Origin of the sequence: Paenibacillus sp. F411 (assembly GCF_017582705.1) — a bacterium.
Lineage (GTDB): Bacteria > Bacillota > Bacilli > Paenibacillales > Paenibacillaceae > Paenibacillus_AQ > Paenibacillus_AQ algicola.
The window spans coordinates 62,225-78,427 of sequence record NZ_JAGFIP010000016.1 but is presented as its reverse complement, the minus strand read 5'-3'; the positions used below and the strand labels follow the sequence as shown (position 1 = coordinate 78,427).

Here is a 16,203-nt window from a genome sequence, read left to right as displayed (position 1 = left end):
TATATATAAACGTAAGAGTATGTTTAATTTATACGTTCGTTATCGCCGCACAATCTATCATCATTAAAGGAGTGATCCCGTTGACGTCGAATGCCCGACCGCATGTGTTTTTTCTAATGTGTGATGAGCTTAGAGCCGACAGCCTGGGGTTCATGGGGAATTCTGTAGTTCAGACTCCTCATCTTGATGAGCTCTCCCGGGACTCTGTCATTTTTGAGAACGCCTACACGAACTGTCCGATGTGTGTCCCTGCCAGGGCCAGCATGATGACAGGACGCAATCCGCTGAGCAACGGCGTGCTGGACAATGCCATGAGGATGGTAGAGGATGAGAAGCCTCTTCCCGACCTGCTTCGCAAGAGCGGCTATACAACCACGATGTTCGGCAAGCTTCATGTCCACCGGACCCCGGAGGAATGCGGCTTTGATGAATTCAAGTTTGGATATCCGGACCCGAACACCAGCTTCCTCGGCATCCAGGACCCGGAGGTCCGCAAGAAGGCCACCTTCAAGAAGAATGAAGGCGATATCCCGTTGGTCATTCACGGCGAGAGCCCTACGCACCCGGATCAGACCTCATGCTCCCGTCTGACGGAGGACTACATTCAGCGCATGGAACGGATTGCTGCGGATGAGAAGCCGATCTTCCACTACCTGTCGCTGATGGACCCGCACACACCGTACATGCCGACCAAGCCTTACTCGGAGATGTATAACCCTGACGAGCTGCCGCTGCCGCAGAATGCCGGACGCACGCTGGCTGACAAGCCGATTACACAGCGCTACTTCCACAAGGTGCGCGGCTTTGACAAGCTGAATGAAGAGGATTACCGCAAGAGTCTGGCCAGCTATTATGGCCTGGTCACCCATGTGGATGACCGCATCGGCAAAGTCATTGCCCGGCTGAAGGAGCTGGGGCTGTATGAGGATTCACTCATTATCTTCACTTCGGACCATGGATCGATGATGGGGGAGCACGGCTTTATCGAGAAATGGGGCCATATGTACGAGCCCGTCGTCCGCATTCCGCTGCTGGTCAAGCTGCCGGGCAATCTGAATTCCGGATCTCGTCTGGATACGTTCGCGGAAATCATCGACCTGCTGCCAACCGTTCTGGATGCAGCCGGGGTAGACATCCCGGAAGAGGTTCAAGGCATGAGCCTGCTGCCGGTCTGCCGGGGCGAGCGCAAAGTTCACCGGACGGAAGCGCACAGCCAGTATTTCTGCGGCTCCATCCACGTTGAGCCTGCCCTTATGATTCGGAATCATGACTTCAAGCTGACGGTGTATCCAGAGCAGGAGTCCATTCATGAGAAGCTGTATGGCGATCATTATCTAAAGTACTCTGCATTCTTTGATCAGCCGCTTGTAGAGGGAGAGCTTTACGATCTCCACAACGACCCTTATGAGGAGCGCAACCTGTTCGATGACCCGGCTTACGCACAGCAGCAAGCCCAGCTTCTGTCCAAGCTGACAGAGTGGAAGGCAGGGCTAGGCCCGCTGGCCGATTACCGGGGACTGAAGCAGGCGAATATGAAAACCCTGTACAAATTTATTCTGGATCAAGCGAACAACTGGACCAAAGTGTCGGATGCCTTGAAGGCAGACCAGGGACTGACCCAGTGCGCCAGACAGAAGAGAGAAATCTCCGTAGAACTCTAAAAAAGCATTGTTCGCTACCCGGATATCAGCATCCGGGTAGCGTACAGATCAAAAGCGCCGGAATCCTGATAATTCACTCGGATTCCGGCGCTTTTTAAATGAGACGGTATCAAAATAAAAAAAGATGACCTCTAAAGAAAACGGAGGTCATCTACGTGCTAACTCTATAAAACTTTCTACAACCCAAGCCACGATCACATTCAAAGCCTAGATATTGGAATTGGAACTTCATACGGTGGCTTGTCAGCCTGACTGCTGACTATCCGCCGCGGCCGTCAGATATGGCAAGCGATCTCCAGTCTTCCGGACTGGAGCGACGGCACCTCGGCTAGGAGCACTGCGTTCCCTCCCTCCCCCGCCCTGGACCGCACAATAACCAGGCATTTGCCGTGGAACGCCTGCATGTCACGGGCACTGAAGGGAATGATGCTGGTGGGGTCGCCGTTATCTACGGCTGCAATTTCACCCGGTCCCTGCAGCAGGAAGGATACGTTGTGATCAGCATGGGGACAGAGTTTTCCCTGTTCATCTACAATGCTCACTGTAATAAAGGACAGGTCCTCTCCATCCGCCTGAATGACAGTCCGGTCCGCCTCCAGCAGAACGCGGGCTGGCGCTCCGGCAGTATGGACCTCATGTGTCATGACCTGTGATCCGTCTTTATCATACGCGATGACCGACAGCACCCCGGGCTCATAAGGTACCGCATCCCAGCGCAGACGGTAGCGCTCCGGCAGCGAAGCCGGGGATTTGTGCCGGATGCCGAGGGATTGTCCGTTCAGGAACAGCTCGGCAGCCGGATAAGTCGTGTAGCAGACCACAGGAATCGGTCTGCCTTCCTCCCCTTCCCAATTCCAATGCGGCAGCAGATGCAGCACCGGCTTCGTGCTCCACTGGCTCTGGTACAGATAATACCGATCCTTGGGAAACCCGCATAAGTCCACAATGCCAAAATACGAGCTGCGGCTCGGCCACTCTGTCCGGTAAGGCGTCGGCTCGCCCAGATAATCGAACCCGGTCCAGACGAATTCGCCCAGCATATACGGCAGATCGTCCTGGGCCATAAACTCCTGATCCGGTGTCGTCCCCCAAGGCGGAGCACTCAGATCATAGGAGCTGGCCTGCAGATCCCGCTTCGGCTCCATGGGGATCTCTTTGACGGCAGGCAGGTGATACACACCCCGGGAGCTTACCGTTGAAGCCGTCTCGCTGCCGTACATGATCCAGTCCGGATGCTGTCGATGATATTCCTCATACCGGTGCGGCTTGTAATTCCAGCCCGGGATGTCGACAGCGGCCGCCAAGCCGTTCGCAATGGCATCATCGGACATGCTGAAGCCTGCGGTCACAGGACGGGTCGGGTCTGCATCATGGGCAATGGCGGTGAGAAAAGCTGTCGTGGAGGCCCCGCTCTCCAGCCGCTGCTCGCGCATCTCGTTCCCGATGCTCCACATGATAATGGAGGGATGGTTGCGGTCGCGGGTGATCATAGCCCGTAAATCTTTTTCCGCCCAATCCTGGAACAGCCGGTGATATCCGTTCTGCACCTTCCCTTCACCCCATTCGTCGAAAGCCTCATCAATGACCAGCAGCCCCATCTCATCACATAAATCGAGAAGCTCCGGTGCCGGCGGGTTGTGGCTCATCCGAATGGCGTTGCAGCCCATGGCCTGCATCAGCTCCAGCTGCCGCTCCATGGCTCTTACGTGGACAGCCGCTCCCAGCGGACCCAGGTCATGATGCAGGCAGACCCCTTTCAGCTTGAGCCGCTTCCCGTTCAGCTGAAACCCTTCCTGCGCGTCAAAGGAAATGCTCCTTATGCCAAAAGGCGTCTCGTACCGATCCACCTCCTCCCCGTTCAGCAGCAGCATAGAAACCGCCCGATAGAGCCGAGGGTGCTCCGTGCACCACAGCTCCGGATGCTCAACATAAAGATGCTGCTCAAGCTCCGCCTGGCCGCTGATCTGCTCAATAATAGTGTCTTCAGCGCACATATGGCCGCTCGGATCAAGCAGCTGCGTGACCAGCTGGGCCAGAGCCGGCTGAGCGCCGGTGCTACTTACGCTCGTACGGATGTTAATGGCTGCGCCCTGCTCTGTTACCTCAGGCGTCGTAATATAGGTACCCCAAGGATTGACATGCAAGGATTCCTTGATGACCAGCCTGACCTGCCGGTAAATGCCGGCTCCGGGGTACCAGCGGGATGCGCTGGGCAGTGAGCAGACCTGCACCGCCAGCACATTATCTTCGCCATAGATTACATGGTCGGTGAGATCGAAGACAAAGGATGTATAGCCGTAGGGCCAGGACCCGCAGGATACTCCGTTCATATACACGGTGCTGTTGGACATCACCCCGTCGAACTCCACCGTAATCCGCCGGCCTTCCCAGGTCTTCGGGATCTGTAGATGCTGGCGGTACCAGCCCATCCCGACGATCGGAAGCGCCCCGGTCCGGCCGACATGCGTAATGTGGTCTTTAATGCCATCCTCCATCACGGAATTGACATGGACATCATGATCCTCGTGAAAGGGTCCTGCAATGGCCCAGTCATGCGGTACCCGGACCGTCTCCCAGCCGCTGTCATCCAGGTGAACCTGATATCCCCGCAGCGGATCGGCCTCCTCCAGCGCATGGCGCGTAAATTTCCAGCCATCCTTCAGCCGGATGATCTGCCTTCCCTGCCTTCCCTGTCTGGCTTCATCGGTCATGGCGGTCTCCTCCCTCACGGTTACGCTCCAAAAATCCGCGGCATCGGCATCGGCTCAATGCCCAGCTCCGCCCATGCATATTTGAGCAGCAGCTCGCTTTTCAGCTGCTGACTGTCCGGATCGTCCCATACATTGTTCAGCTCCTGCGGGTCCTGCTGCAGATCGAACAGCTCGCCATAGGTCTGGTTATAATACACCGTCAGCTTGTAGCGGTCATTGACATAGGATTTTTGATGGATCGTCGTCGGCTCATGCCGGAACTCGCACAAAATGTGATCCCGGGCACGGCTCTTGCGTCCCAGCCACACCTCGGATTGATCCACACCCGTCATCTGAGGGGGAATCTTGAGGCCGGCAAGGGACAACAGGGTTGGCGCCAGATCCACCAGCGATACCATCGCATCGCTCTGCAAATCCGCTTCCACCTGTCCCGGGTACCGGACAATGAACGGAACCTTGATCAGATCCTCATACATGAAGCCGCCCTTGGCCTGAAGCCCATGCTGGCCGAAGAAATGTCCATGGTCTGAGGTGAAGACGATGATCGTATTGTCCGCCAATCCCAGCTCGTCCAGAGAATCCAGAATACGGCCAATGTATTTATCCATCATACTGACCATGCCATAGTAGGTTGCTACCAGCTGCTTGCGTTCCTCCTCCGGCAGCAGATGGGAGTGGTATCCATGAATGGACTGGCCGCTCTCGCGCAAGGAGGAGAAATCCGGAGAGGCCTGCTGGGTTTGGCCAAAATGCGGCGGATTGCGGTCATGCTCTCCCGGCACAACAGCCGGAATGCTCAGCTCATTGGGATCATACATCTTATCCCACGGCGCCGGCACCAGATATGGCGGATGCGGATCAAAGAAGCTCGCCCAGAGGAAAAAGCTCTCGTCCTCCTGCTGGTAGCGCTGCAGCTGTGCCTCAGTTCGCTCGGCAATCCAGGTGTTATAGTGGTATTCCTCCGGAATGTCCCAGGTGTGCTGCTTCTTGGGATCCATGGTGCCGGTAGGCGCCATGAAATAGTCTCTCCAATGGGTGCAGCCCTTCTCCTCCAGCCAGATGGCATAGTGCTGTCCAACGTGCGCCTCATTCGTATGGTTCCGGGCCAGCTCCACGTGGTTAAAGCCGTAGAAATTCTCGTTAAACTGCCGCCAGAACTCCAGGTCCTGCAGCAGCGGATACGACTCCAGCGATGGATACTCCTGCGTGCTGCGCAGCGGCTGAAAGTGAGCCTTTCCAATCAGTGCAGTCTGATAGCCCGCGCTCCGGAAGGAGTCACCGACGACCTCCCGGTCCTCCATAAGCTTGGTCCCGAGCGTCCAGGCCCCATGCTGGCTCGGGTACTGGCCTGTGATGATCGATGCGCGTGTCGGGGTGCAGGTCGGGTTGGGACAATAGGCACGCTGAAAGGTAGTACCCTCCCGCACGAGCCGGTCCAGATTCGGGGTGGACAGCTCCGGTTGAAAAGCTCCGATCGTATTCCAGTGCTGCTGGTCACTCGTGATTAGCAAAATGTTGGGCTTCTTCATGATTTCACTCCTTACATTTCTTGTTCTTATCCATGATCGTATAGCCAACTCTCCCTTTAATACATGCCAAAATGTTATAATAATGTACAAAATGTTAGCTGTAAGCCAAAGGGGAGAAGAGCATATGAAGCTGGAGGAGAATCCGCAGGAGTATGCCGACGTCCGGCTGCAGGTGCCCAGCGAGTTCCAGCAGCGGAGCGGCCTGTGTCTGCTGCGCTCCGGCATGAGCCGGACCAAGCCTCATTACGAGATCGGACCGCGGAAATTAATTCACTACAGTTTGCATTTTGTCATTAAAGGCACCCTGGAGCTGCAGGACGAGAATTCCACCTACCTTCTGGAAACCGGCACGATGTTCTGCTTGTTCCCGGACATCACCTACCGCTATAAAAAAGCCTCCGACAAGCCGCTGGAGCTATGCTGGCTCTTACTCGACGGCTTCCTGGTACGCCCTGCCCTTTCCATGCTCGGCATACAAGAGCACAAGCCCTTCGCCGTGCAGCCCTGGGGCCAGCAGATGAAGCTGCTGCATGAGCGCATTCATCACACCGTCGGCAAAGACTCGCCGCTGCTGCAGCAGAGCCTGCTGTACGAGCTGCTGCAGCTGCTGCAAACCACCCAGGAGAGCGGAGCCGGACGCGAGCCTTCCGCATGGCTGGAATACTGCGCGCTCTACATGCAGCTGCATTATTCCGAGCCGCTGCGCGTCGAGGCGCTCGCTGTAGAGGCGGGAGTGCACCGGTCGTATTTTTCCGCTGCCTTCCGCAAGCATTTCGGTCAGTCGCCCAAGCAGTACCTGACCTCCATCCGCATGAAGAAAGCGCTGGAGCTGCTGGAGAGCCCTGGCCTGCCCATCCAGGAAATTGCCCTGACCGTGGGCTATCCCGACCTGTTCATGTTCACACGCGCCTTCACCTCCTACTTCGGCGAAGCGCCGACGGAGTACCGGAAGCGGGGCACCCGCTCCGGCGAACCGGATTAGCAGCCCTGAGTCGAAAGCGCCTGCCCTGCACCTGAACTCCCAATGAATCGCAAGCCCAAAAAAGCCGCCCCCCCTTCCTCGGGAGAGCGGCTATAGAACCGGCAGCGGAACGGCTGCCCGCGGATAAGATGGTACAGGGTTAAATCTCCGGTGTTCCGATATTCCACGGAATGTTCCATTTCGGAATCGCCCGGTACATGTGGTTCAGGATGATGCGGGTGCCTTCGAGCTTATGCTGCTGATAGCTCGGATCATCCCACAGATTGGTAGTCTCCTTCGGATCCTGCTTCAGATCGTACAGCTCGCCGTAATCCCGGTCCATATAGTGCACGGTCTTAATGCCGTTATAGATGCAGCCCTTGATTGCACCGGCTTCCATATAGACCGCATCTCTGACCTTGATCTCCTTGGCATGATCCCAGTAGCCGTTGTACGAGAAGCCAGACAGCTCCTTTGGCACCTGGGCTTCAGCAGCTTCCAGGCAAGTGGCTGCAATGTCGATATTCAGCACCTCATCCGCAATTTCCATGCCTGTGAAGCCCTTGATCGGCGGCTTCACGAACAAGGGAACTCGCATCAGGCTGTCACTCAGGCATTGCAGCTTCTCCACCATGCCGAAGTCGCCCATAAAATCGCCGTGATCCGAGGTATAAATAATGAGCGTATCCTCGTACATATCATGATCCTTCAGCATTTGGATCACTTCGCCGATCTTCTGATCCATCAACGTAATGTTCGCGTAGTAGGAGCGCTTCGTTTTCTTGAACTGTTCTTCGGTGAAGTCCTTCAGATATATTTGGGCATAGGAATCCATGCCCTTGAATTGAGGCGGCTTCTGGTCCAGCTGCTCATAGGTCGTCTCCGGAGACGAAAGGCCATCCAGCTCATACCGATCCGCATACTCTGTGCCTTCCAGATCGTAAGGATGATGCGGGCCGGAGAAGGACAGCGTGAAGAACCACGGCTTGGCGTCTGCGTCTGGCTTTTCTTGAAGCTTTTTTCCCAGCCAGGTCTTGCCCAGCTCTCCTAAAAAATCATCCAAATGATACTTCGTATCCACGTTCCACCGGCCGCCGCTGATGAATTCCCGCGTGTACACCGATTTGCGGTCGATGCCGTTTTGCTCAAGGAAATCCAGGTACGGCTGAATATACTGATTCTCGGCGAACGCGCCGTGGCCATCAATGATCATCTCATCATCAAAGCCCCGCCGGATCTCGGAGCCTGCAAAATGCTGCTTGCCGACCACCGCCGTATGATAACCCGCCTCCTGCAGCCGTGTCATAAAGGTCGTCTCCTCTGCTGGCAGCTGGGTGATATAAGAAGGGCACTGACATTCCGACGGGAATTTCCCGGTCATAATCGCAGCCCTGGAGGGCACACAGGACGGGTTGGCACAGCGGGCGTTACTAAAGAACACGCTATCCTGAATCAGGTTATCCAAGTGGGGCGTATGCACCTCGGGATTAATGCAGGAAAAGGTATCATTGCGCTGCTGGTCAGTCATTAGAAATAAAATATTCGGTCTTTTTTTGATGGACATATCAGGTTGACTCTCCTTCTGCTATATTTGTGGAGCTTTGTCATTCCAGGGCATATGAGAGCGCTCTCCAAGTGCCAGCAGCTCATCCATCAGCAAGGACTTCAGCTGCTCCTTCACGCCAGAGGCGCTCGCATTCTCCCACAGATTATGCCGTTCCCAAGGGTCCTCCTTGAGGTGATACAGCTCGCCGTACGGACGTCCCCGGTAATAGACCAGCTTCCATGACTCATTCCGTACCGCGCGCAAATCTCCGGCTTCCAGGTACACGATGTCCTTGACCGGCCTTTCAGCACCCGGCTTCCAGAAAGGGCTGAGGTCTACACTGTCCATATTGCCGGGCACCTGTGCGCCTGCGGCGCTCAGGCAGGTCGCTGCAATATCGAGATTGGAGACGAAGGCCTCCTCGGTTCTGCTCGTAAATCCGGAAACCGGCGGCTTGATGAGAAGCGGAACGCGCATCAGCACCTCGGACAGGTACTGGCCCTTGCCCATCATCCCGAAATCGCCCATATATTCCCCGTGATCGGATGTAAACAGAATCAGGGTGTTGTCATATTCGCCGGCGGCCTTCAGCTCGGTGATCACCTCGCCGATCTTTTGGTCAATAAGACTCATGTTGGCATAATAGGAGAGCCTCGTCTCTCTCAGCTCCTGCTTCGTCATCCCGTTTGCCATAGCCCCGCCGGGATTTCCCTGCCCCGTGACGAGCTGCTGCCTAAAGTGCGGCGGCTTGCTGTCCAGATCGCTCTCTTCGGTCAGCGGCAGGTCGATGTCCTCCAGCCGATAGCCTGTCTCCTGCGGCAGTCCCGCTCCGTCAAAAGGCATATGCGGACCGGGGAAGGACAGGCAGCAATACCAGGGCTGTCCCTTAGGCCGCTGGTGCCTTAGCCAGGACTTGCCCAGCTCGCCGATATAATCGTCAATATGGTACCTGGCCTCCGCAATCCAGCGCTGGCTGTAGCGGTTCACCCGCTCGCTGAGCTGTGAGGTTCTGGTGAATCCCTCAGCTTTCAGAAACTTCATGTATGAGGTCTCCGACTCTCCCTCGATGTCCCAATCCCCCGGCCCGTGCAGGTCGATAATATCGGCATAATCATAGCCCCGATCAATGAGCGAATCCCCAAAATGCTGCTTGCCCAGAACTGCGGTATAGTAGCCTTGCTGCTGCAGCAGAGATGTAAAGGTCACCTCATGAGGAGGGAGATGGGTGATATAGGTTGGAGCACCGCACTTGCTGGGATAACGCCCGGTTATAATAGCCGCTCTTGCCGGCACACAGGACGGATTCGTCGTATAGGCCCGCGTGAAGGAGATTCCTTCTCGTGCCAGCTGATCCAGGTGCGGGGTTCTTACCGCAGAATTGACGGTGCCCAGCGTGTCGAACCGCTGCTCATCGGTCATGATGAACAAAATATTAGGTCTCAAGCCTGTTCGCCTCCCCGCTCCTTAACGCCCGATCCGGTGAAATCGCCGCTGGAGGTGTAATCGTAATATCCTTTTTTCAAAAAGGAAGTGGGATTGGTGCCCGTGACCTGCTTGAATACACGCGTGAAATAGTACGGATTCGAGTAGCCTAGCTTCTCGCTGATCTGCGAGATGTTCATGGAGCTTTCGCTGAACAAGCGGATCGCTTCCTTGATCTTCTGCTCCATGATGTACCGCTGGATGGACAGACCCGCCGTCTTCGAGAACACCCGGCTGATATAGGAGTAATTCATCGAGAGCGACTGGGTTAAGTCCGTCGAGCGGATTTCCTCGTGAATATGGCTGTGGACGAACTTTTTTACGTCGGTGACCAGCTTCTGATTGCCGCTCTTCCTCCGGTTCATTTCCCGGTACAGATCCAGCAGCAAATCCAGCGTGCCGACCTTCAGCTTGAGGTCATCATAATCCGAGCCGCTGATATAGTGGTCCAGCAGCTTGGTCAGCCGGACCGAGGTGCGCTGGTAATCCTCCACCTCCAGCCATTTCATTTCTACCGAGCCCGGGGTAACGGCTTGCGCCGGCGTGAACGTAATCCAGTTCCACTCCGAGCCCGCCTGGGTTTTCTTATGGCCGTAATGCCGGACACCGTGCTTCATGAAGAACACCTGTCCGGGGCCGATGTAGTACTCTTCGTCAGCCTCAATAATATGGACGAGCCCTTTTCTGACGAAAATGAGCACATCACTGTCTACGATCCGGTCCATATGGGCCCAGACGTCTTGAGTGCGAAACAGCCCCATATTTTGTACGTCGGGAAGAGCATCCAGATTGAATCGAACGCCGTTTATCACCGGCACTCACCTCCTTCTCCTTACCTTGAAGCCGCGCCGGGCCCGACTTAATTTCCGGAGAGGCTTTGCACCATCTTGGCAGTATTGGACTCAATGCTTCCATAATCACCGGCATGAATTTCCTTCATCGTAACCAGGCTGCTGCCCAGGCCGACACCGACTGCGCCATTTCCAATATACTCCCGGGCATTCTGCGCATTCACACCGCCGACGGCAATAATCTTCGCCTGATTTAACGGAGCCAGGATTTCCTTCACATAGCTGGGTCCGAAGGAAGAGCACGGGAACAGCTTCACGTACCTGGCACCCGCTTCCATCGCCCGCACGACCTCTGTCGGTGTCATGGCACCGGGAAGCGGCAGCACCTCGCGCGCAAGAGCGCTCTCAATCACCGCCTCGCTGACGTGAGGGGAGATCAGGAACTCTGCTCCCGCCGCCATGGCCTCCTTGGCATCCTGAGCGTTCATGACCGTGCCGGCTCCAATTCGCATGCGTCCCTCGAAGGCTGCTCTCATCTCGGCAATGCCAGACAGCGCACCCTCCGAATTCAGCGTAATTTCAGCCAGGCGTACTCCGCCGGCGTACAGGGCCTCCATCACCTTGTTCAAGCGGTCCGGGGGAACATTCCTTAAAATAGCAATAATTTGATGCTGCTCGATATTTTCCTGTACGGTCTTTGTCATGACGTCATACCTCCCATGTAATATTGATACAGCGCAGCAGCTCCGTACACGCTCAGCAAGTCGGACTCCTCCTCGGAAATGACTTCAATCTGCAGTCCGGGATAGGCTTCAGCGAGAATCGGGGCTGTGAGCGACGGATACAGCGGTTTACCATAGAGCACAATCCGCTCCACACCTTCCAGCAGGTACGGAGTCAGCATGGCCAGATCCATGGCGATCACCACGCCCAGCAAGAAGCTGCTTACTGCCCCCTTGCTGTGGCCAGATAACAGCCGCAGGGTCCGTACCGAGAAGAGCGCATGACCCGTGCCATATGTCCGGGCTGCCTGAAGCCCCTTCTGTACCCAGGGAAGCTCCGGCACCACCTCGTCCAGCGAAAGCACGCTGTCCTTCAGGATGGTATGCTGGGACACGGCCATCAGAAGCTCCCCGGACACAGAGGTCAGGCAGCCCTCGATGGATGATCCGCGCACCTTCATCCATTTATGGTGAGAGCCGTAATGCATCACGAGCTGGCCGTCGTCACGGCGGATCGGATGCTCCTTGTCTCTCTCTGCCAGGGAGGATACATCGTGATCCTGTGCTGCATAGCGACTCAAATATCCGCATAGCTCCGTCTCTTCTCCCCGCATCATATCACATTCCTCTTCCGGCTCCCGAATGAATTTAATGCCCGGTACGAACAGGATCGGGTGGGGAATAACATCAGCGAACAGCTGCTGCTCCATCCGTGCTGCTACAGCTCTGCCATCCACCGGCCCCGGCACATGAGCCACTTCATGCAGCCCGGCGTTCGACGTGATCATGCCGGAGGCAACCACCGCCTCCACCTGTGACATGAGCTGAGGATGGAGCGCGCACAGCTCAGTATAGCTTTCTTTCAATGCAGCCTTTAACGGCTCGCTGCTGCCGGCAATCGCCACATCCTTGGCCCCGGCCGGCTTCTTTATGCTTGCAACCAGTGTATGGTGATCCAGCAGCCTCATCCGGCAGTTGGTCGTCCCGCAGTCAATGACTAACAGCTTCACATTGCTTCCCCCTAAATCCCTAAATAAACAGCAAGGGACGGGCAGATGTGTCTCAGCCCGCCCCCGCTTGATGGGATCCCTTATGGTTGAATCCTATTTACGAATAGAAATACGCTTGATGTAGTAGTACTCCTCCAGGCTGTAAGTGGAGCAGTCTTTACCGACGCCGCTCTCCTTCATGCCGCCATGCGGAAGTGCTACAGTGTAGTGCGGACCGTTGACACATACCGTTCCGGCCTCCAGCGACTCCGAAATGTACAGAATATGCTGCAGATTCGTACCGAACACATAGGAAGCAAGGCCGAACTCCGTGCTGTTCGCTTCCTTGACGACCTCCTCAACCTCCCGGAACGTCATCAGCGACAGCACCGGACCGAAGATCTCTTCCTTAAAAATATCCATATCCGGGCGCACACCGCTGATGACTGTCGGCTCCAGATAGTAGCCTTTGCTCTTGTCTGCAGGTACGCTGCCGCCAGCTTCAATGACCGCTCCTGCCGCTACTGCAGAAGCAATCAGCTTCTGTACCCGGCTCCGGTGCCCATCTGTAATCATTGGGCCCATACCAGCGCCGGACTCCCGTCCCCAGCCCAGAGTGATCTGCTTCGTCTTCTCTACAACCTTTGCTTTGAAAGCCTCCTGCACGGATTCGTGAACAAAGACGCGGTTCGGGGAGACACAGATCTGACCGGCGTTCCCGAACTTCAGGGATACCAGCTGGCTCGCAGCCTGCTCCAGATCAGCATCCGCAAGCACGATGGCCGGCGCATTGCCGCCCAGCTCCAGCGAATAGCGCTTGATCGACGTATTGGATTGCCCGATGATCGCTTTGCCGGCCGCGGTTGAGCCGATCAACGTGATCATCCGCGGAATCGTGCTCTGATTCATCACGGCCGCGAGCTTCAGCGTGTCCCCGGTAATGACATTGATGACACCTGCCGGGAATCCGATTTCTTCAGCGATCGCACCGATCATTAGTGTCGAGAGCGGTGTTAACGGCGACGGCTTCAGCACGCAGGTGCAGCCCGAGGCCAGCACCGGACCGAGCTTGTAGGCAAGGTTCAGCATCGGGAAGTTCCAGGCCAGATAGCCGACAACGACGCCGACCGGCTGTCTTTTGATCAGATTCATATATGAATTGTCTTCGTCTTCAATAATTCGTCCATGCAGGCGTTTGGCTTCCTCATAATAGTAACGCAGGCAGCGGGGCAGCATGTCGAAATCCTCTTCCGCTTGAGCCAGCGGCTTGCCGGTCTCGCTCATCAGCACATCCAGGATCTGCTCCCGCTTCTCCTCAATCGCTTGTGCAAGACGCTCCATCCACTCTCCACGCTGCTGCAGCGGAGTCTTGGACCATGCCGGGAATGCCTTCTCGGCGCTCTTTAATGCAGCTTCGGCTTGAGCTTCTGTGGCCATACGCAGTTCTCCGGCCAGCTCCTCTGTCGCAGGATTGTGGACCGACATCACATCGCCCAGACCCTCTACGGCAATTCCACCAATATAATGACTGTACATTGCCTCCAACTCCATTTTTAAATTTGTATTCTATATTTAAATGATAACGATAGCGTTTTCAGCTGTCAATGCTTAACTTTAAATATTGAGGTGGTTTTTATATATAGTTCACGCAATGAATGCGTTTTCTACAATGATTGGGCTTCATTTATGGTATAATCCCTAGTATGAGTAACGAAAGAACAGGAAGTCGGAGGCGGCTCTTCAATCATGACAACGACCAAGAAGTATAAAGCTCCCGCTGCGGAGAAGATGCTGGACATTTTGGAGTTAATGGCAAAAGAGAACAAGTATTTCTCAGTCACTGAATTGAGTCAGCGGCTGAGCATTTCGTCCAACTCGGTCTTTCGGATTATGAAGGAGCTGGAGGACAAGAAGTTTATTCAAAAAAACCCGTTGGACAGCTCGTACCAGCTGACCGGCAAGCTGTATTATCTCGGCAGCTCCATCGGTAACCGGATTGCGCTGAAGAATATTGCGGAAGCGTCCATGCTGCTCCTGCGCGACTACACCCGGGAAACCACCCTGCTCACCAAGCTGGGCTCCCTCGGCCGGACGCTCGTGGTGGATCAGCTGGAGAGCCTGGAGCCGATCAAGTTTCTGTCTACGGTGGGCCTGGAGTACCCTTCCCACACCTCGGCGATGGGCAAATGCCTGCTCGCCTTCAGCCCGCCCAGCGTGCTGGAGCAATACCTGGAGCATAACGAGCTGACGCCCGTTACCTCCTCCTCGATTGCACATCCTTCCAGGCTGAAGGAGCAGCTGGAGCAGATCCGCGAGACCGGCTATGCGACCGACATGGAGGAATCCTGCGAAGGGCTGCGCTGCCTTGGAGCGCCGATCTTTAACGCTGTCGGCGAGATCGAGGGCGCGATCGGTATTTCCGGCCCGATCTTTCGGATGTCCAAGGATCACATGAACCGCTATAACAAGAAGCTGCTGGAGCAGGCCCGGCACATTTCCGAGCTGCTGGGCTACGATGCTTCACGGAAGGCTTAACAGCTTGACGCGTCCTGGCGCATTGGCCAGCAGATGACAACAGTCCCGGCACCTTATGGTGCCGGGACTGTTTGTTGTATGTGCAGGGCTTGTTTATATCGTGGTGCCGTACTGCTCAATAATATCCCGGTTAATCTCAACACCAAGGCCCGGTGCCGTTGGAATGGCAACCATCCCGTTCTGCAGGGTGATGGCATTATGGATCAGCGCGGCCCGGAATGGATGGGAGGACTGGTCGTACTCCAGCATGGGCTCCTCCGGAGCCAGTGCGAGAGGGGCCGGAGCCAGGGTAGCGATGAACTGCAGCGAGGCCGCAAGGCCAATGCCGGAGCCCCAGACGTGCGGGATGACCATCGTATTCCACGCCTGCGCCATGGCTGCAATTTTGCGGCACTCGGTAAACCCGCCGGCCGAGCACAGATCCGGCTGCAAAATATCCAGCGCTCCTTGCGAAATCCAGCTCCGGTAGCCCGTTTTGCCGAACAGATTCTCGCCGGCGGCGATCAGGGTGCCGGTGAGGTGGCGAATGGACAGATATCCCTCCTGATCCTCCGGCGCCAGCAGCTCCTCCAGGAAATACAGCTTCTGCTCGCGGCACTCCAGCATCAGTCTTCGGGCGAGGCCCGCATTGTACGCTCCGTTGGCATCAGCCATCAGCCGTACGTCAGGCCCGATGGCTTCCCGCACGGCAGAAATGAGCGCGAGATCCTCCTCTATGCCGAAGCCGATCTTCAGCTTCATCGCACGCAGCCCGTTCTCTTTATGGCGAAGCGCCTCCTCTACTCCATCCTCAGGATAACGCCCCTTCTCGGTCCGGTAAAACCCTGTCGCATAAGGCATGACCTCTTGACGGTACATGCCGCCAAGCAGCCGGCTGACCGGCTGGCCGCATGCTTTCCCTTTAATGTCCCACAGGGCGATATCAATCCCGCTAATGGCATTCACAGCCGCCCCGCCCTGTCCGTAGGGTCTGGATTTATTGTACATTTCCTCCCACAGCACATCAGAGTCGAATGGATTTCTGCCGATCAGCAGCGGAGCAAACGCATGGCGGATAAACGCTCCGGCAATTTCCGGCGGCTGCAGCCCATGGCACAGGCATTCACCCCAGCCGGTAATGCCTTCATCTGTCTGAATTTCTACAATAACCGAGGAACGCTGGTGCACCCAGCCTTGCGAGAAGTAAAAGGGCTCATCCAGCGGAGATGTAAGAATGTGCACGCGCAGATCCGTAATGTTCATGGGAAACCTCCAGGGTACTATTTTTTTACCAATG

At 55.9% G+C, this 16,203-nt stretch carries 12 protein-coding genes; 3 read left to right on the top strand and 9 right to left on the bottom strand.

The window, feature by feature from the left end; all coding sequences use genetic code 11:
* Nucleotides 1-71 precede the first annotated feature (71 nt).
* Nucleotides 72-1,661: a sulfatase family protein gene (locus JJQ72_RS15970; protein WP_138224072.1), complete on the top strand. Its 1,590-nt coding sequence runs from the start codon at nt 72-74 to the stop codon at nt 1,659-1,661.
* 275 nt (nt 1,662-1,936) lie between these two features.
* On the opposite strand, the gene galB is transcribed toward JJQ72_RS15970, so the two are convergent.
* Together galB and JJQ72_RS15960 are read right to left on the bottom strand one after the other, a co-directional pair.
* Nucleotides 1,937-4,372, bottom strand: coding sequence for a beta-galactosidase GalB (gene galB, locus JJQ72_RS15965; protein ID WP_208204291.1), 2,436 nt, complete (start codon nt 4,370-4,372; stop codon nt 1,937-1,939).
* 20 nt (nt 4,373-4,392) lie between these two features.
* On the bottom strand, nt 4,393-5,901 hold the full coding sequence (locus JJQ72_RS15960; RefSeq protein ID WP_208204290.1) for a sulfatase family protein: 1,509 nt from the start codon (nt 5,899-5,901) through the stop codon (nt 4,393-4,395).
* A 124-nt stretch (nt 5,902-6,025) separates the two neighbouring features.
* Between JJQ72_RS15960 and JJQ72_RS15955 the strand changes: the two genes are divergently transcribed.
* Nucleotides 6,026-6,883: an AraC family transcriptional regulator gene (locus JJQ72_RS15955; protein ID WP_208204289.1), complete on the top strand. Its 858-nt coding sequence runs from the start codon at nt 6,026-6,028 to the stop codon at nt 6,881-6,883.
* Between the two features lie 139 nt (nt 6,884-7,022).
* Here the strand turns inward: JJQ72_RS15955 and JJQ72_RS15950 are convergent, their stop codons facing one another.
* From JJQ72_RS15950 to JJQ72_RS15925, 6 genes are all read right to left on the bottom strand, one after another.
* Entirely contained in the window at nt 7,023-8,426 is a 1,404-nt protein-coding gene (locus tag JJQ72_RS15950; protein WP_208204288.1) for a sulfatase family protein, read from the bottom strand.
* 21 nt (nt 8,427-8,447) lie between these two features.
* On the bottom strand, nt 8,448-9,851 hold the full coding sequence (locus JJQ72_RS15945; protein ID WP_208204287.1) for a sulfatase family protein: 1,404 nt from the start codon (nt 9,849-9,851) through the stop codon (nt 8,448-8,450).
* Nucleotides 9,848-10,702 (bottom strand): helix-turn-helix domain-containing protein, encoded by an 855-nt coding sequence (locus JJQ72_RS15940; protein ID WP_208204286.1) that lies wholly within the window; start codon nt 10,700-10,702, stop codon nt 9,848-9,850. Before JJQ72_RS15940 ends, JJQ72_RS15945 begins: the two co-directional genes overlap by 4 nt.
* Before the next feature lie 47 nt (nt 10,703-10,749).
* Nucleotides 10,750-11,385, bottom strand: a complete 636-nt coding sequence (locus JJQ72_RS15935; RefSeq protein ID WP_138224066.1) for a bifunctional 4-hydroxy-2-oxoglutarate aldolase/2-dehydro-3-deoxy-phosphogluconate aldolase — start codon at nt 11,383-11,385, stop codon at nt 10,750-10,752.
* Entirely contained in the window at nt 11,382-12,413 is a 1,032-nt protein-coding gene (locus JJQ72_RS15930; RefSeq protein WP_208204285.1) for a 2-dehydro-3-deoxygalactonokinase, read from the bottom strand. The genes JJQ72_RS15935 and JJQ72_RS15930 overlap by 4 nt, the downstream gene beginning before the upstream one ends.
* Nucleotides 12,414-12,506: 93 nt before the next feature.
* The gene (locus JJQ72_RS15925; protein WP_208204284.1) at nt 12,507-13,928 is read right to left on the bottom strand and encodes an NAD-dependent succinate-semialdehyde dehydrogenase; all 1,422 of its coding nucleotides are present in this window, start codon (nt 13,926-13,928) and stop codon (nt 12,507-12,509) included.
* Nucleotides 13,929-14,138: 210 nt separating this feature from the next.
* On the opposite strand from JJQ72_RS15925, the gene JJQ72_RS15920 reads away from it, so the two are divergent.
* Nucleotides 14,139-14,927, top strand: a complete 789-nt coding sequence (locus JJQ72_RS15920) for an IclR family transcriptional regulator (protein ID WP_138224063.1) — start codon at nt 14,139-14,141, stop codon at nt 14,925-14,927.
* A 93-nt stretch (nt 14,928-15,020) separates the two neighbouring features.
* Here JJQ72_RS15920 and JJQ72_RS15915 read toward each other — a convergent pair whose 3' ends face one another.
* Nucleotides 15,021-16,169: a mandelate racemase/muconate lactonizing enzyme family protein gene (locus tag JJQ72_RS15915; RefSeq protein ID WP_208204283.1), complete on the bottom strand. Its 1,149-nt coding sequence runs from the start codon at nt 16,167-16,169 to the stop codon at nt 15,021-15,023.
* Between the last annotated feature and the right edge of the window lie 34 nt (nt 16,170-16,203).